We start from the raw sequence: 13,474 nt of genomic DNA on the forward strand, positions 1-13,474 counted from the left end.
CGCTAGACCGGTCTCGTCCTCGCGGCTAACCCGGGCGTCATGAAGCTCATCATCGGCAACAAGGCCTATTCCTCCTGGTCGCTGCGCGGCTGGCTCGCCTGCAAGCAATCGGGCCTTCCGTTCGACGAGGTGGTCGTGCCGCTGTACGACGGCGAATGGGACCGGCGCCGCGAGGGCGCCGAGTTCGCGCCATCCTCGGGCAAGGTGCCGATCCTGTGGGATGGCGAGGCGGTGGTGTGGGACAGTCTCGCGATTGTCGATTATCTTGCCGACAAGGTGGGGCGCGACCGCTTCTGGCCGGCGGACGAGGCGGCGCGGGCGATGGCGCGGTCGATGGCCGCGGAGATGCATTCGAGCTTCACCGCGCTCCGCCGCAAATGCCCGATGAACGTCCGCCAGGTGTTTCCCGCCCAGCGCCCCGACGATGACGTGCTCGCCGATCTCGCCCGGATCATGGAATTATGGGCGCAGGCCCGCGCGCGCTTCGGCGGCGACGGCGACTTCCTGTTCGGCCAGTTCGGCGCGGCCGACATCATGTTCGCGCCGGTGCTGACGCGGATCGTCACCTACCAGCTGCCGATCGCGCGCTTCGCCACCGCCTATATGGACGCGATGTTCGGCCACCCCTGGATGCAGGACTGGATCGCCGGCGCCCAGGAAGAGGAATGGGTGATCGAGCAATATGAGCAGCCGGCGCAAAGCCCCGCGGCGTGATCGATCCGGTCGCGCTGGCGCAGGCGCTGATCCGCGCTGACAGCGTGACGCCGGCGCGCGGGCCGGTGTTCGACGTGCTGGAGGCGGCGCTGGCCACAGCCGGGTTCGCCGTCGACCGCTTCGTCAGCGGCGACGCACCCGACGGACCGGTCGAGAACCTGCTCGCGGTCCGCGCCGGCACCGGACCCCATCTTGCCTTCGCCGGTCACGTCGACGTGGTACCGGCGGGCGACGGCTGGACCGGCTCGCCCTGGTCGGGAGAGATCCGCGACGGGCTGCTCTACGGCCGCGGCGCGGTGGACATGAAGGGTGCGGTGGCCGCTTTCGTCGCCGCCGCCGGACGAGCGTCAAGCAACGCGACACTCAGCCTGATCATCACCGGCGACGAAGAGGGACCGGCGACCTATGGCACGCCGGTGCTGATCGAGCGCATGGCGGCCCGAGGAATCGCGCCCGATGCCTGCGTGGTCGGCGAGCCGACCTCGGCGCAGCGGCTGGGCGACGCGATCAAGATCGGCCGGCGCGGCTCGGTCAACCTCTGGATCGAGGTGCCGGGCCAGCAGGGCCATGTCGCTTACCCGCAGCTCGCCGACAATCCGGTGACGCGGCTGATCGCGGCGCTGGCCGAGATCGACGCGCTGGTGCTGGACGCGGGCAATGCCTGGTTCCAGCCTTCGAACATCGAGGTGACCGACCTCGCCGTCGGCAACCCTGCCCATAATGTCATCCCCGGCAAGGCCTCCGCGCGGCTCAACATCCGCTTCAATAGCGAACAGCGCGGGGCCGATCTGGTTCAGCGGATAGAGGCGGTGGTTTACCGCCATGCGCCCGCCGCGACGGTGACCGCCAGGATCTCGGGCGAGGCCTTCCTCACCGAGCCTGGCGCACTATCGGCGACGATGGGCGCGGCGATCGAGGCGCACACCGGTCTTGTACCGACGCTGTCGACCACTGGCGGGACGTCCGACGCGCGGTTCCTGTCGCGGCTGTGCCCGACGATCGAATTCGGGCTGCTCAACGCGACGATGCACCAGGTCGACGAGGCGGTGGCAGTGGATGATCTGCATAGGCTGACAGCAATCTACGCGGATCTGATCGCGCGGTTCACACGCTAACGGCCGGCGGATCTGGCGACGCACCCACTGCCCCTCAGCAACCGGTGCGGGAGCACGCCCGCCGCGGGCAAGCGCTAGCTCCGGCCCCGCCGCAGGACGATGTAGAGCGCCCCCTGCCCGCCGTGGCGCGGATGGGCACCGCGCACGGCGGCAATTGAATCCGCGTGGCGCGAGGCACCCAGCCAGTCGGTCACCGCCGAGCGGATTGCGCCACGCGCATGGGGCCGCTCGCTTTCGGCGCGCGGTGGCTTGCCGGTGACGAGCAGCAGCACGCGATCGCCACGGCGGATCGCGCGATCCAGGCCCTGATCGAGCAGGGCGTGCGCCGAAGAGAGCGTATGGCCGTGGAGATCGATCGAACTATCGGGCTGGACGATGCCGCGGACGATCTTCTTGTCCCAGCTGCCGTCGAGATTGCCCGCCCCGATCGGCGCGGGACGCGGCGTCACCGCGACCTGCCGGGGCGGCTTGGCCGGTGCAATCGCGCGCGGGACGACCTTCGCCGGCGCCACCGGCGCTGGTGCCTTGGGCACCGCCGCGGGCGCGACCGGCCGCGGCGTGCGGATCGGAGTCACCGTCGCCATCACCCGCGCCCACAGATGCGCCTCGTCAGGGCTGAGTTGGCGCACTTGCCCCCACCCGTGCCAACGTGCCGATCGGGAGCAGCAGGAAGGCGGTGCCGTGTGCGGCCATGCCGCCTGCGGTCGCCTCAGCGGCAGGACCGGCACCCCAATAGGTGTCGAAGCGATTGGCGCCCTTGATCGCGCCACCTGTATCCTGCGCCACCCACAGGCCGCTCGCATCCTGCCGGTCCATCGACAGGAATACCGGCGCGCCGAGCGGGACGTATTTGACGTCGGCGGCCGCGCTCACCCCGCCGTTGACGACATAGCCCATCGCGCCCTGCGGCGGCGTGTCGAGCGTGCGAAAGAACACGAAACTCTTGTTCTCGTTCATGATCGCCTCGCCCTCCTGCGGATGGGCGCGCAGCCAGGCGACGATCCCCTGCATCGAGGTCTGCCCCGGCTGGAGCAGTCCGCGGCTCTTCATCAATGCGCCGATGCCAGTATAGGCGCGGCCGTTCTGGGTGGCATAGCCGACCCGCATGAACGAGCCATCGGGCAGCCGCAGCCGCCCCGAGCCCTGGATCTGGAGAAAGAACACCGCCGCCTCGTCGGCGCCCCAGGCGAGCACCGGCGCCTTGTTGCCGAGCGACCCGGAGACAATCTGGGCACGCTCGTCATAGGGCACGAAGTTGCTGCCCTGCACCTTGCCGCGGATCTTCTTGCCCTTGAGATCGGGCGAAAACTGGCCGAGGTCGACGTCGATCAGATCGTCGGGCCGGCCATAGATCGGCACCTCATAGCCTGGCCGCCGCTCGCGCGACGCGGCGATTTCGGGTTCGTAATAGCCGGTGGCGAAGGCGCTGCCGTCGCCCACCTGGACCGCCTCGAAATTGGCCACAAAGAAGTCGCGCGCGGCGCCTCGCGGCACCGATTGCGCCGCCGCGCAGGCACTTTGCCAGTCGGTGCCGCGGGTCAGCCCGGAGGCGTCGGTGCGGCGCATGAGGCCGGGGCAGCTCGACAGAAAGGCCTGACGCGCCGCCTCGGCCTGAGGCTCCGTCAGCGGCAGCGCGGCGAGCGATGGCCCCGGGACGACACCGGTGCTGGTGGCGGTGGTCGCACCGGGGGTCGGCACCACGGGGGTGGCGAGCAGCGGGATGGCGGAATCGATCCGTCCGTCAAACGCCCGCCCGCTCGGGATCGGCTGGGCGGCGACGCTGCTGCTTGGCCGCGACGGTGGCCGACCGGCGGTGTGGCTGGGGCGGGACGGCGGCGGCGCCACCCCGGCCGACGGCGGCACGATCGCGCCGCTGCACGCACTCAGCGCCATGGCGAGCGCGATGCTGACGGTTACGCGTTTACTGGTCATCTGATCACCCCGGAACGGACGCCGGGGCAAGCACCCCGCTTTTCTATGCAAGCGATGTGCCCAACGACCGCGCCGGGAACAAGCCCAGGCGCAGTTCCATCGTTCAACGATCGATACGAAAGGCTCACGCCTCGTCGGTGTCGGCGAGCTTCCAGTTGGGATCGTTGCTGCGCAGCGTGCGGGCGAAGGTCCACACGTCATGCGTCTCGACCGCATCGACCAGCGACCCGGCGATGACATGACCCTCGGCATCGCGCGTCACCGCGGCAATGTCGGCGTCGAAGCGCACGGTGATCCGCGCCTCGCGGCCAGTTAGCGCCGCATCGGCAATCATTGCCCGCTCGATCGAGACAAGGCGGTTGTCGAGCGTCTCGCCGGCTTCGCGGCGTTGGGCGATCGCCTCGCCGAACGCGTCGGCGACCTCGTCATTGGCGAGCTCACGCAACTCGGCCTCGTCGCCGCGCCAGAATGCCTCCAGCGTCATCCGATAGGCCGCCTGTGCGCCCTCCAGGAAGCGCGACACGTCGAACCCCTGCTCACCTGCGACGATCGCGCGCAGGCCCGCCTCGGCGCGCGGCTCGATGTTGCGGTTGGCCGGTTCGCGTACCTCGGGGGCAACGTCGATCGTGCGCGGCACCGCCAGCGACGCCGGGCGATCCTCGGCCGTGCGCGGCAGCGGCTGCTGTTCGTGGCCGGTGCGCTTCCCGAGCACGCTGTACAGCCTCAGCGCCAGAAAGCCTGCGACCATCGCGAGTAGAACTACGTAAAACACCGTGCCTCCGATCTTCGCACCCACATAGGCGCATGCGTCGGCAATTCAAAGCATCGCCCGCGAGCGGCCGTTGAATCGCCCCGTGAGCGCTGCTAGGCGCGGGCTTAACGCATCCCAACGCCTCACCGGCGGTTTCGATGCTCCTCCTTTCCATGATCCAAGGACGATTAACATGGCCAGTACGTTCGACAGCCAGCCGCTTGCCAACGGTGCCGACACCGCGCCGGCCGCAGGGCTGATCTCGCAATATGTGAAGGACCTGTCGTTCGAGAATCCGAACGCGCCCGCGATCTTCCAGAATCCCGCCCAGCCCGCGATCGACGTGCAGTTCAACATCGGCACCGCGCAGGTCGGCGACGATGTCCATGAGGTGGTGCTCAAGATCGACGTCAAGGCCGAGGCCGAGGGCCAGACCGCGTTCATCGTCGACCTGACCTATGCGGGCCTGTTCGGGCTGCGCAACGTGCCCGCCGAGCATGTCCAGCCGTTCCTGCTCGGCGAGGCCCCGCGCCTGCTGTTCCCGTTCGCGCGCCGCGTGCTTGCCGACACTGTGCGCGACGGCGGCTTCCCGCCGCTGCTGCTCGAGCCGATCGATTTCAGCCAGCTCTACCTGCAGCAGGCCGAGGCCCAAAGCCAGGCGATCCCCGAAGGCTTCGGTCAGGCCTGATCTGATCCGAGGGGGCGGACAGCGATGAACCTAACCAAGTCGCTGGGATCGGTCGGCGGGCTGACGCTTGCCAGCCGCGTGCTCGGCCTGGTGCGCGACTCGCTGTTCGCCCGCTACATGGGCGCGAGCTTCGCGTCCGACGCGTTCCAGATCGCGTTTCGCCTCCCTAACATGTTCCGCGCGCTGTTCGCCGAGGGCGCCTTTTCCGCCGCGTTCATCCCGATGTTCAACCGCAAGGTGGCGGACCCCGACGGCGGCGGGCTGCCGAACGGCATCGCCTTCGCCGAGGACGCGCTCTCCGTCCTGCTGCCGATCCTGATCGCGCTGACGGTAATCGTCGAGGTGGCCGCCTGGCCGGCGACCTATCTGATCTCGGGCGGCTTCCACGATGCCACGCCCGACCAGTTCAGCTATGCGGTCGAGCTGTCGCGCTGGACCTTTCCCTATCTGATGCTGATCAGCGTGGTGTCGCTGCTCGGCGGCATCCTCAACTCGCTGCACAAATTCTGGATCAACGCCGCGGCGCCGATCCTGCTCAACGTCACGCAGATCGCCGCGCTGATCTTCCTCCACACCAGCCCGATCGGCACCGCGCGCAACCAGGCGATCGCGGTGACCGTCGCCGGGGCGCTCCAGCTCGGCTGGCTATGGTGGGCATGCCGGCAGAGCGGCGTGCGGCTGCGGATCAAGCGGCCGCAGCTCAACCCCGACGTCAAGCGGCTGATGGCGCTGATCTGGCCTGCCGCGGCCGGCGCCGGTGCGGTGCAGATCAACCTCGTCGTCTCCAGCGCGCTGGCGGCGCATTTCCTGCCGCATGGCTCGGTGACCTACATCTACCTTGCCGATCGGCTCAACCAGCTGCCACTCGGCCTGATCGGTATCGGCCTTGGCACCGTGCTGCTGCCGACGATCTCGCGCCTGCTCGGGCGCGGCGAGGAAGCGCAGGCGATGACCACGCAGAACCGCGCGATGGAACTGGCGCTGTTCCTCACCCTGCCGGCCACCGCCGCGCTGGTGATCTGCGGCCGGACAATCATCGCGGCGTTGTTCCAGCATGGTCATTTCCGCGCCGACGATGCCGTGGCGACCACCCAGGCGCTCGCCGCCTTCTCGATCGGCCTCCCGAGCTACATCCTCGTCAAGGTGCTCACCCCGGGCTATTATGCCCGCTCCGACACCAAGACGCCGGTGCGCTATGCGACCATCTCGATGGCGGTCAATCTGGTGCTCAATCTCGCCTTCATCCTGCCGCTCGGCCACATGGGCCCGCCGCTCGCCACCGCAATCGCGAGCACGGTCAACGTCACCCTGCTCTATCGTACGCTCAACCGCCGCGGCCAATTCACCCCCGATGCGCAGCTGCGCCGTCGGGCGCCGCGGATGCTGGTCGCCGCGGTGATCATGGGCGTGGTGATGTTCTTCCTCAACGACCTGTTCCAGCCCTATGTCACCGGCCCCAGCCTCGCGCGCTGGATGGCGATGGTGGTGCTGGTCGGCACCGGCGGGCTGGTCTATGCCGCGGCCGTCTTCGCGACCGGCGCTCTGCGCCCGCGCGACATCCGTCAGCTCGTTCGTTCAAAGTAAGGCCCTGCCATGCGCGTCGTTTCCGGCATCCAGCCCACCGGCAATCTCCATCTCGGCAATTACCTGGGGGCGATCCGGCAGTGGGTGGCGATGCAGGACGCGATGGGCCCGGACGACGATTGCCTGTTCTTCCTCGCCGATCTCCACGCGCTGACTCAGCCGGTGGTGCCGGCGGATCTCTCGGCCAACACCATCGAGATGGCAGCAACGCTGCTCGCCTGCGGGATCGATCCCCAGCGCTCGATCCTGTTCAACCAGGCGCGCGTGCCGGCGCACAGCGAGCTCGCCTGGATCCTCAACGGCACCGCGCGGGTCGGCTGGCTCAACCGCATGACCCAGTGGAAGGACAAGGCCGGCAAGAACCGCGAGGGCCAGAGCGTCGGACTGTTCGTCTATCCGGTGCTCCAGGCCGCCGATATCCTGGCTTATCAGGCGACCCATGTGCCGGTGGGCGACGACCAGAAGCAACATCTCGAGCTGGCGCGCGACATCGCGACCAAGTTCAACACCGATTTTGGCGTCGAGCTGTTCACCCTGCCCGAGCCGCTGATCAGCAAGGCCGCGCCGCGGATCATGAGCCTGCGCGACGGCAGCGCCAAGATGTCCAAGTCCGATCCGTCCGACGCGTCGCGGATCAGCCTGATCGACAGCGACGACGCCATTGCCCAGAAGCTGCGCAAGGCGAAGACCGATCCCGAGCCGCTGCCGGCGATGCTGGAGGAGCTGGACGGCCGCCCCGAGGCGAAGAATCTGGTGACGATCTTCGCCGCGCTGGCGGATCGTACGCCGGCCGAGGTGCTCGGCGACTATGCCGGCCAGGGGTTCGGCGCGTTCAAGCCCGCGCTGGCGGATCTCGCCGTGGCGACGCTAAGCCCGATACGCGAGCGGCTGACCAGCCTGCTCGCCGATCGCGCCGAAGTCGCCGCGACTCTCGCCCGCGGCGCGCACAAGGCCCGCGACATGGCGGCGCCGACGGTGGCGGCGGCGCAGGCGGCGGTGGGGCTGCAGCTCTAGCCAACGCCGTCATCCCAGCCGAAGCTGGTGTCTCTCGCGGCTCCGTTCCTGCGCATGCCGCATGAGATCCCAGCTTTCGCTGGGATGACGTACTTGCGGCTGGTCGAGCGCCGGGCACTCGATGGCGGAAGCGCTAGGCTTCCAGCTCGCGCATCAGCGTGCGCACCGCGGCGTCGATGTCGCGGTCCTGGTCGCGCAATTCCTCGATCTTGCGCACGGCGTGGATCACCGTGGAATGATCACGCCCGCCGAACTTGCGGCCGATCTCGGGCAGCGAGCGCGTCGTCAGCCGCTTGGCGAGATACATGGCAATCTGGCGCGGGCGGGCGACGGCGCGGCTGCGGCGCGCCGAGACGAGGTCGAGCGGCTTCAGCTCGAAATGCTGGCTGACCAGCTTCTGGATCTCGTCGATCGTCACCCGGCGCTGGGCGCCACGGAGCAACTCGCCGAGCGTCGCCACCGCGAAATCGAGATCGATGGTGTCGCCGGTGAGATGGGCATAAGCGATGACGCGGTTGAGCGCGCCCTCGAGCTCGCGGATGTTGGCGTGGATGCGGGCAGCGAGCAGGTCGAGCACCTCGTCAGGCACGCGGGCCTCGGGAAGGTCGGCAAGCTTGCGTTCCAGTATGGAACGCCGCAGCGTGAGGTCCGGCGACTTGATGTCCGCGACCAGCCCGACAGACATCCGGCTGATGATCCGCGCTTCCACCCCTTCGAGCGCCTGGGGGCACCGATCGGCCGAGATCACCAGCCGCTTGCCCGCGCTCATGATCTCGTTGACGGTGTGGAAGAACTCTTCCTGGGTGGCGTCCTTGCCGGCGATGAACTGCAGGTCGTCGATCAGCAGCAGGTCGGCGCCGCGCAGCCGCTGCTTGAACGCGAAGGTGTCGCGCGCGCGCATCGCCGCGACGAAGTCGAACATAAAGCGCTCGGCCGACATGCACAGCACTGTCGCATCGGGATGCGCCGCGAGGAACGCATGGCCGATCGCATGCATCAGGTGGGTCTTGCCCTGGCCGGTGCCGCTGTGGAGAAACAGCGGGCTGAACCTGGGCGGACCCGGCTCGGCGAGCACTTTGGCAGCGTTGAACGCCACCCGGTTGGTCGCGTCAACGACGAACCGCTCGAAGGTGAAGCGTGCGTCGAGTGGCGGGCGCTCGGCCGGCGCGCGCACGACCGCGGCGGCGGCGACGGCGACGGGCTTCAACGCCGCGATTGCCGCCGAGACGTGAAAGCGGCCAGGCGCCGGGGTCTCGGCCGGCGCCGGCACCTGAGCCGCTGGGGCCGCGAGCGCTGGCGCTGGAGCTGCGGCAGCGGCCGGCGCCGCCACATGGAAACGGCTCGGCGGCGGCGGTGCGGGTGTTTCGGCCACGGGTGCCGGCACCTCGGCGACGAGCGTGACCGGCGCGGGGCGTGATGCCCGCGTCTCGATCGCGACGCTGCGCACCCGCGGCATCAACGCCTTGAACTCAAGCAGCAGGCGATCCGCATAATGGCTACGGACCCAGTTGGTCATGAACGCGGACGGGAGGCCGAGGCGGATCGAGTCGGGCTCTTCGCCATCGATCAGCTCCATCGGCTTGAGCCATTGATCGAACAATCGCGCGCCGGCAGATTCGCGCAGGTTGGCGCGGACGCGGGCCCAGGCGCGATGCGCCTCGCTTCCCGTCATCGCTGCCCCCTGCCCGTAAGCCAACGCACACACCTCCTCGATCTCGCACGCAGGGCGCGCAAGTAGCCAAATTGCGGACAGTAAGAGTTCCCCCTCACGGCCAGTCGGCCGATCGGCATGCTCACGCTGTTCAGTAACGCGGTGGTGAATACCGCCGCGGTGAGGGTCAGTTATGAAGGGTTGGCTGAGTCGATCAAGGCCTGCCCAGGTCGCATTTCTGAAATAAACCGGATTGACACTCCGTCAGCCCAGCAAATGCGTCAGATTTTTGATAAGTGATTGTTTCGGTGGGCTTTTATGCAGCGTTAACGGTTAAGCATCCACTCGAATCGCGGTAAGTCCTGGGTTTCTCTTTTCGTTCCAAATTCGCGCGTTTCGCACATCAAAAAACCCGCCGGGAATGATCCCGACGGGCTAAACTTTTGAGCCTGAACACTTAGTCCCGGCCGAGACCCTTATGGTCTCACGCCATCAGCGACAGACGCTTGGTGAGGCGGGCGAACTTGCGGCTCGCGGTGTTCTTGTGGAGCACGCCCTTGGCGACGCCGCGCGCCAGCTCAGGCTGTGCCTGCTGCAGCGCCACCGCCGCCGCCGACTTGTCGCCCGAGGCGAGTGCCGACTCAACCTTCTTGATGAAGGTGCGGATACGGCCGACACGCGCGCCATTCACTTCGGCGCGGGCCTGGTTACGACGGATGCGCTTCTTGGCTTGCGGCGTGTTCGCCATTCTTACGTCCTCGAAATCTCTGAAACGGTGAAAAAGGGGCGCCGGATAGACCCTACGCCCTCTCGAAGGCGCTGCCCTTAGCGATTGCCGGGCGGCCGGTCAACCAACTTGACCCCTTCTGGCAGGTCACTGGCGCTGGCAGCGCGGGCACCAGAAGGTGGAGCGGCCGTTCTCGGTGCGGCGCTGGACGATGCCGCCGCAATGGCACGGCTCACCTTCTCGGCCATAGACCAGGAACTGCTTGGAGAAATAGCCAAGCTCGCCATCGGGCCGGGCATAATCGCGCAGGGTGGAGCCACCCGCCTCGATCGCCGCGAGCAGCACTTCGCGCACCGCCACCGCCAGCCGGTCGAGCCTGGCGCGCGCGATCTGCCCAGCCGCGCGGCTCGGTGCGATGCGGGCGACATGAAGCGCCTCGCACACATAGATATTGCCAAGGCCAGCGACGATCCGCTGGTCGAGCAGCATCGCCTTGATCGGCGCGGTTCGGCCGGCGAGGGCCTTGTGCAAATAGGCCCCGGTGAAACCGGGCCCGAGCGGCTCGGGGCCCATTGCCATGAACGGCGGATAGGCCTCGATCGTCTCAGTTGGCCACAGGTCGAGGAAGCCGAACCGGCGGGGGTCGTTGAGCGCGAGCGTTCGCCCCTGCTCGGTCTCCATCTCCAGATGATCGTGCGCGATCGATTCGGTCGGATCCACCCGCCACCGCCCTGACATGCCGAGATGGAAGATCAGCGTGTCGCCGCGATCGGTGTCGATCAGGCCGTATTTGGCGCGACGGCCAAGCGCGGTGACGCGCGCGCCGGTGAGCCGCTGGCGCAGGTCGACGGGGATCGCCTTGCGCAGATCGGCACGGCGCGGCTCGACGCGGGTGAGGCGCTGGCCGGCAAGCACGGGGGTGAGCCCGCGCACAGTGGTTTCAACTTCGGGGAGCTCGGGCACGGCTTTCAGCTAGGTTGCGTTTGCCCCTGCCACAAGCACTGGCTACAGCCGCTCGCATGACTGACACCGTCTCCTTCGGCTACGAAGACATTCCCGCCGACCAGAAGACCGCCCGCGTCGGCGGCGTCTTCACCAATGTCGCCGCGAAATATGATTTGATGAACGACGCCATGTCGGGGGGCATGCACCGGCTGTGGAAGGATCGCTTTGTCCGCCGCGTCCAACCGCGCGAGGCCGAGCAGATCCTCGACATGGCCGGGGGCACGGGTGACATCGCCTTCCGCCTCGCGCGCTCCGGCGCCTCGGTGACGGTAGCCGATATCAACCCCGCGATGCTCGAAGTGGGCATGGAGCGTGCCGCCAAGCGCGGCATCGACGGGCTGGTGTGGACCGAGGCCAACGCCGAGGTGCTGACCTTTCCCGACAAGTTCTTTGACGCCTATACGATCGCCTTCGGCATCCGCAACGTCACCGACATTCCGCAGGCGCTGCGCGAAGCCCATCGCGTGCTGCGCCGCGGCGGCCGCTTCTTCTGCCTCGAATTCTCCACCACGGTGTGGCCCGGCTTCAAGGAAGTGTACGACAGCTATTCGCACAAGCTGGTGCCGCAGCTCGGCCAGCTGCTGGCGCAGGACGCCGACAGCTATCGCTATCTGATCGAATCGATCCGCCGCTTCCCCGACATGCCGACCTTTCAGGGCATGATAAAGGAGGCCGGCTTCCTCCGGACCAAGGTGGAGCCGCTGCTCGGCGGGCTGGTGGCGATCCACAGCGGCTGGAAGATTTGACCCGCCAGTGACATCGCCCCTCGTCCATAGCTGGCGCCTGCTCAAATGGGGCCGGATCCTCGCACGCCACGGCGCGCTGCGCGGGATCGAGCGCGATCCCAACACCCCGGCACCGGTCCGCCGGCTCGCCCGCATCGCCCGATTCGGCGCGCGGGTGCCGGCGCAGCCACGCTACGCCGATGCCTTCCAGGCGATCGGACCGGCGGCGATCAAGCTCGGCCAGACGCTGGCGACCAGGCCTGATCTGGTCGGTGAACATGCCGCGCACGATCTGCTGCGGCTGCAGGACCAACTGCCGCCGGTACCGTTCGAGACGATCCGCGCAGCGATGGCGGCAAGCTTCGGCCGTGATCCGAACGAGCTGTTCCAGCGCATCGAGGAAGTGCCGGTCGGCGCCGCGTCGATTGCACAGGTCCACCGCGCGATCACAACCGACGGCCGCCAGGTCGCGGTGAAGGTGCTGCGCCCCGGCGTTGAGGACGATTTCACCCGCGCCATCGATACCTATCAATGGGCCGCCGCCCAGCTCGAGGGCATGAGCATCGAGGCGCGGCGGCTGCGCCCGCGGCTGACGGTGGAGAATTTCCGCCGCTGGACGCTGCGCGAGCTCAACTTCCGTCGCGAAGCGGCCTCGGCGTCCGAACTTGCCGAATCGATGACTGCCGAGCCCGATTTCGAGGTGCCGGCGATCGACTGGCAGCGCTCCACCGCCAAAGTGCTGACGATCGAGTGGATCGACGGCATCAAGCTGTCTGACCGTGCCGCCTTGCTCGCGGCGGGCTATGACCTGCCCAAGCTTGCCAGCACACTGGTCCACGCCTTCCTGCGCCAGGCCATCGCGGAAGGGTTCTTCCATGCCGACATGCACCAGGGCAATCTCTTCGCGCTGCCTGGCAACAAGATCGCCGCGATCGACTTCGGCATCATGGGCCGGATCGACCGCCGCGCCCGGGTGTGGCTTGCAGAGATCCTCTACGGGCTGATCACCGGCAACTATAAGCGCGTCGCCGAGATCCACTTCGAGGCCGGTTATGTGCCGAGCCACCACAATGTCGCCGAATTCGCTACCGCGCTGCGCGCGGTCGGCGAGCCGATGCGTGGCCTGCCGGTCAAGGACATGTCGATCGGGATGATGCTCGACGGGCTGTTCTCGATTACCCGCGACTTCGACATGGTCACCCAGCCCCACCTGCTGCTGCTCCAGAAGACGATGGTGATGGTGGAGGGCGTCGCCACCGGGCTCGATCCCAACATCAACCTGTGGGACACTGCGGCGCCGTTCGTGCGCGAATGGATCCGCACCGAGCTCGGCCCCGAGGCGGCGGTGGCGGACCGGTTGATCACCGACTTGCGCACGCTCGCTCGGTTGCCCGATCTCGTCCGCCGCATCGAAGCGCATTATCCGGTGCCGGGCGGCGAACCGCCCTCGCTGCCGTTGCGCGAGATAGAGGTGGTGCGGATCGGTGGCGGCTGGCGCTATGCCGCCGTCGCCCTGCTCGCCGCCGCGGCAAGCGTAGGCGCGACCCTTCTGATGATCCACTAGGGCC

At 67.9% G+C, this 13,474-nt stretch carries 14 protein-coding genes; 8 read left to right on the top strand and 6 right to left on the bottom strand.

The window, feature by feature from the left end; genetic code table 11:
* The first annotated feature begins 39 nt into the window (after nucleotides 1–39).
* Together OXR60_RS01870 and dapE are read left to right on the top strand one after the other, a co-directional pair.
* Complete coding sequence (locus tag OXR60_RS01870; protein WP_267393439.1) at nucleotides 40–714, top strand: glutathione S-transferase family protein; 675 nt, start codon at nucleotides 40–42, stop codon at nucleotides 712–714.
* Nucleotides 711–1,829 carry a succinyl-diaminopimelate desuccinylase gene (dapE, locus tag OXR60_RS01875; protein WP_267393441.1) on the top strand — a complete coding sequence of 373 codons (1,119 nt, stop codon included), beginning with the start codon at nucleotides 711–713 and terminating at the stop codon, nucleotides 1,827–1,829. The genes OXR60_RS01870 and dapE overlap by 4 nt, the downstream gene beginning before the upstream one ends.
* Nucleotides 1,830–1,903: 74 nt before the next feature.
* Here dapE and OXR60_RS01880 read toward each other — a convergent pair whose 3' ends face one another.
* The 3 genes from OXR60_RS01880 to OXR60_RS01890 all read right to left on the bottom strand — a co-directional run bounded on the left by OXR60_RS01880 (nucleotide 1,904) and on the right by OXR60_RS01890 (nucleotide 4,533).
* On the bottom strand, nucleotides 1,904–2,413 hold the full coding sequence (locus tag OXR60_RS01880; RefSeq protein WP_267393613.1) for a Smr/MutS family protein: 510 nt from the start codon (nucleotides 2,411–2,413) through the stop codon (nucleotides 1,904–1,906).
* A 25-nt stretch (nucleotides 2,414–2,438) separates the two neighbouring features.
* Nucleotides 2,439–3,761: an MltA domain-containing protein gene (locus tag OXR60_RS01885; protein WP_267393443.1), complete on the bottom strand. Its 1,323-nt coding sequence runs from the start codon at nucleotides 3,759–3,761 to the stop codon at nucleotides 2,439–2,441.
* A gap of 124 nt (nucleotides 3,762–3,885) precedes the next feature.
* On the bottom strand, nucleotides 3,886–4,533 hold the full coding sequence (locus tag OXR60_RS01890; RefSeq protein ID WP_267393444.1) for a Tim44/TimA family putative adaptor protein: 648 nt from the start codon (nucleotides 4,531–4,533) through the stop codon (nucleotides 3,886–3,888).
* 172 nt (nucleotides 4,534–4,705) lie between these two features.
* On the opposite strand from OXR60_RS01890, the gene secB reads away from it, so the two are divergent.
* Genes secB through trpS form a run of 3 tightly spaced genes read left to right on the top strand, consistent with a single transcriptional unit; the run spans nucleotide 4,706 to nucleotide 7,798 of the window.
* A complete protein-coding gene (gene secB / locus OXR60_RS01895) occupies nucleotides 4,706–5,200 on the top strand; it encodes a protein-export chaperone SecB (RefSeq protein WP_267393446.1) in 495 nt (164 codons plus the stop codon).
* Between the two features lie 24 nt (nucleotides 5,201–5,224).
* A complete protein-coding gene (murJ, locus tag OXR60_RS01900; RefSeq protein ID WP_267393448.1) occupies nucleotides 5,225–6,784 on the top strand; it encodes a murein biosynthesis integral membrane protein MurJ in 1,560 nt (519 codons plus the stop codon).
* A gap of 9 nt (nucleotides 6,785–6,793) precedes the next feature.
* A complete protein-coding gene (trpS, locus tag OXR60_RS01905) occupies nucleotides 6,794–7,798 on the top strand; it encodes a tryptophan--tRNA ligase (RefSeq protein ID WP_267393450.1) in 1,005 nt (334 codons plus the stop codon).
* 133 nt (nucleotides 7,799–7,931) lie between these two features.
* Here trpS and dnaA read toward each other — a convergent pair whose 3' ends face one another.
* A complete protein-coding gene (dnaA, locus tag OXR60_RS01910) occupies nucleotides 7,932–9,470 on the bottom strand; it encodes a chromosomal replication initiator protein DnaA (protein ID WP_267393452.1) in 1,539 nt (512 codons plus the stop codon).
* Nucleotides 9,471–9,587: 117 nt separating this feature from the next.
* Between dnaA and OXR60_RS01915 the strand changes: the two genes are divergently transcribed.
* Entirely contained in the window at nucleotides 9,588–9,749 is a 162-nt protein-coding gene (locus OXR60_RS01915; protein ID WP_267393454.1) for a hypothetical protein, read from the top strand.
* A gap of 184 nt (nucleotides 9,750–9,933) precedes the next feature.
* On the opposite strand, the gene rpsT is transcribed toward OXR60_RS01915, so the two are convergent.
* Together rpsT and mutM are read right to left on the bottom strand one after the other, a co-directional pair.
* Nucleotides 9,934–10,197: a 30S ribosomal protein S20 gene (gene rpsT / locus OXR60_RS01920; protein ID WP_267393456.1), complete on the bottom strand. Its 264-nt coding sequence runs from the start codon at nucleotides 10,195–10,197 to the stop codon at nucleotides 9,934–9,936.
* 126 nt (nucleotides 10,198–10,323) lie between these two features.
* Nucleotides 10,324–11,139 (bottom strand): bifunctional DNA-formamidopyrimidine glycosylase/DNA-(apurinic or apyrimidinic site) lyase, encoded by an 816-nt coding sequence (mutM, locus tag OXR60_RS01925; protein ID WP_267393457.1) that lies wholly within the window; start codon nucleotides 11,137–11,139, stop codon nucleotides 10,324–10,326.
* Nucleotides 11,140–11,195: 56 nt separating this feature from the next.
* On the opposite strand from mutM, the gene OXR60_RS01930 reads away from it, so the two are divergent.
* Complete coding sequence (locus tag OXR60_RS01930) at nucleotides 11,196–11,927, top strand: class I SAM-dependent methyltransferase (protein WP_267393459.1); 732 nt, start codon at nucleotides 11,196–11,198, stop codon at nucleotides 11,925–11,927.
* Nucleotides 11,928–11,934: 7 nt separating this feature from the next.
* On the top strand, nucleotides 11,935–13,470 hold the full coding sequence (gene ubiB, locus OXR60_RS01935) for a 2-polyprenylphenol 6-hydroxylase (protein WP_267393461.1): 1,536 nt from the start codon (nucleotides 11,935–11,937) through the stop codon (nucleotides 13,468–13,470).
* Nucleotides 13,471–13,474 lie beyond the last annotated feature (4 nt).

This window comes from Sphingomonas sp. GC_Shp_5, assembly GCF_026540855.1.
GTDB lineage: Bacteria > Pseudomonadota > Alphaproteobacteria > Sphingomonadales > Sphingomonadaceae > Sphingomonas.

Bases quoted from the DNA above. Each gene is read 5' to 3' on its own strand.
- OXR60_RS01870 (WP_267393439.1), top strand. From the start codon at position 40: ATGAAGCTCATCATCGGCAACAAGGCCTATTCCTCCTGGTCGCTGCGC.
- OXR60_RS01880 (WP_267393613.1), bottom strand. From the start codon at position 2,413: ATGGCGACGGTGACTCCGATCCGCACGCCGCGGCCGGTCGCGCCCGCG.
- OXR60_RS01885 (WP_267393443.1), bottom strand. From the start codon at position 3,761: ATGACCAGTAAACGCGTAACCGTCAGCATCGCGCTCGCCATGGCGCTG.
- secB (WP_267393446.1), top strand. From the start codon at position 4,706: ATGGCCAGTACGTTCGACAGCCAGCCGCTTGCCAACGGTGCCGACACC.
- murJ (WP_267393448.1), top strand. From the start codon at position 5,225: ATGAACCTAACCAAGTCGCTGGGATCGGTCGGCGGGCTGACGCTTGCC.
- trpS (WP_267393450.1), top strand. From the start codon at position 6,794: ATGCGCGTCGTTTCCGGCATCCAGCCCACCGGCAATCTCCATCTCGGC.
- dnaA (WP_267393452.1), bottom strand. From the start codon at position 9,470: ATGACGGGAAGCGAGGCGCATCGCGCCTGGGCCCGCGTCCGCGCCAAC.
- OXR60_RS01915 (WP_267393454.1), top strand. From the start codon at position 9,588: ATGCTCACGCTGTTCAGTAACGCGGTGGTGAATACCGCCGCGGTGAGG.
- rpsT (WP_267393456.1), bottom strand. From the start codon at position 10,197: ATGGCGAACACGCCGCAAGCCAAGAAGCGCATCCGTCGTAACCAGGCC.
- OXR60_RS01930 (WP_267393459.1), top strand. From the start codon at position 11,196: ATGACTGACACCGTCTCCTTCGGCTACGAAGACATTCCCGCCGACCAG.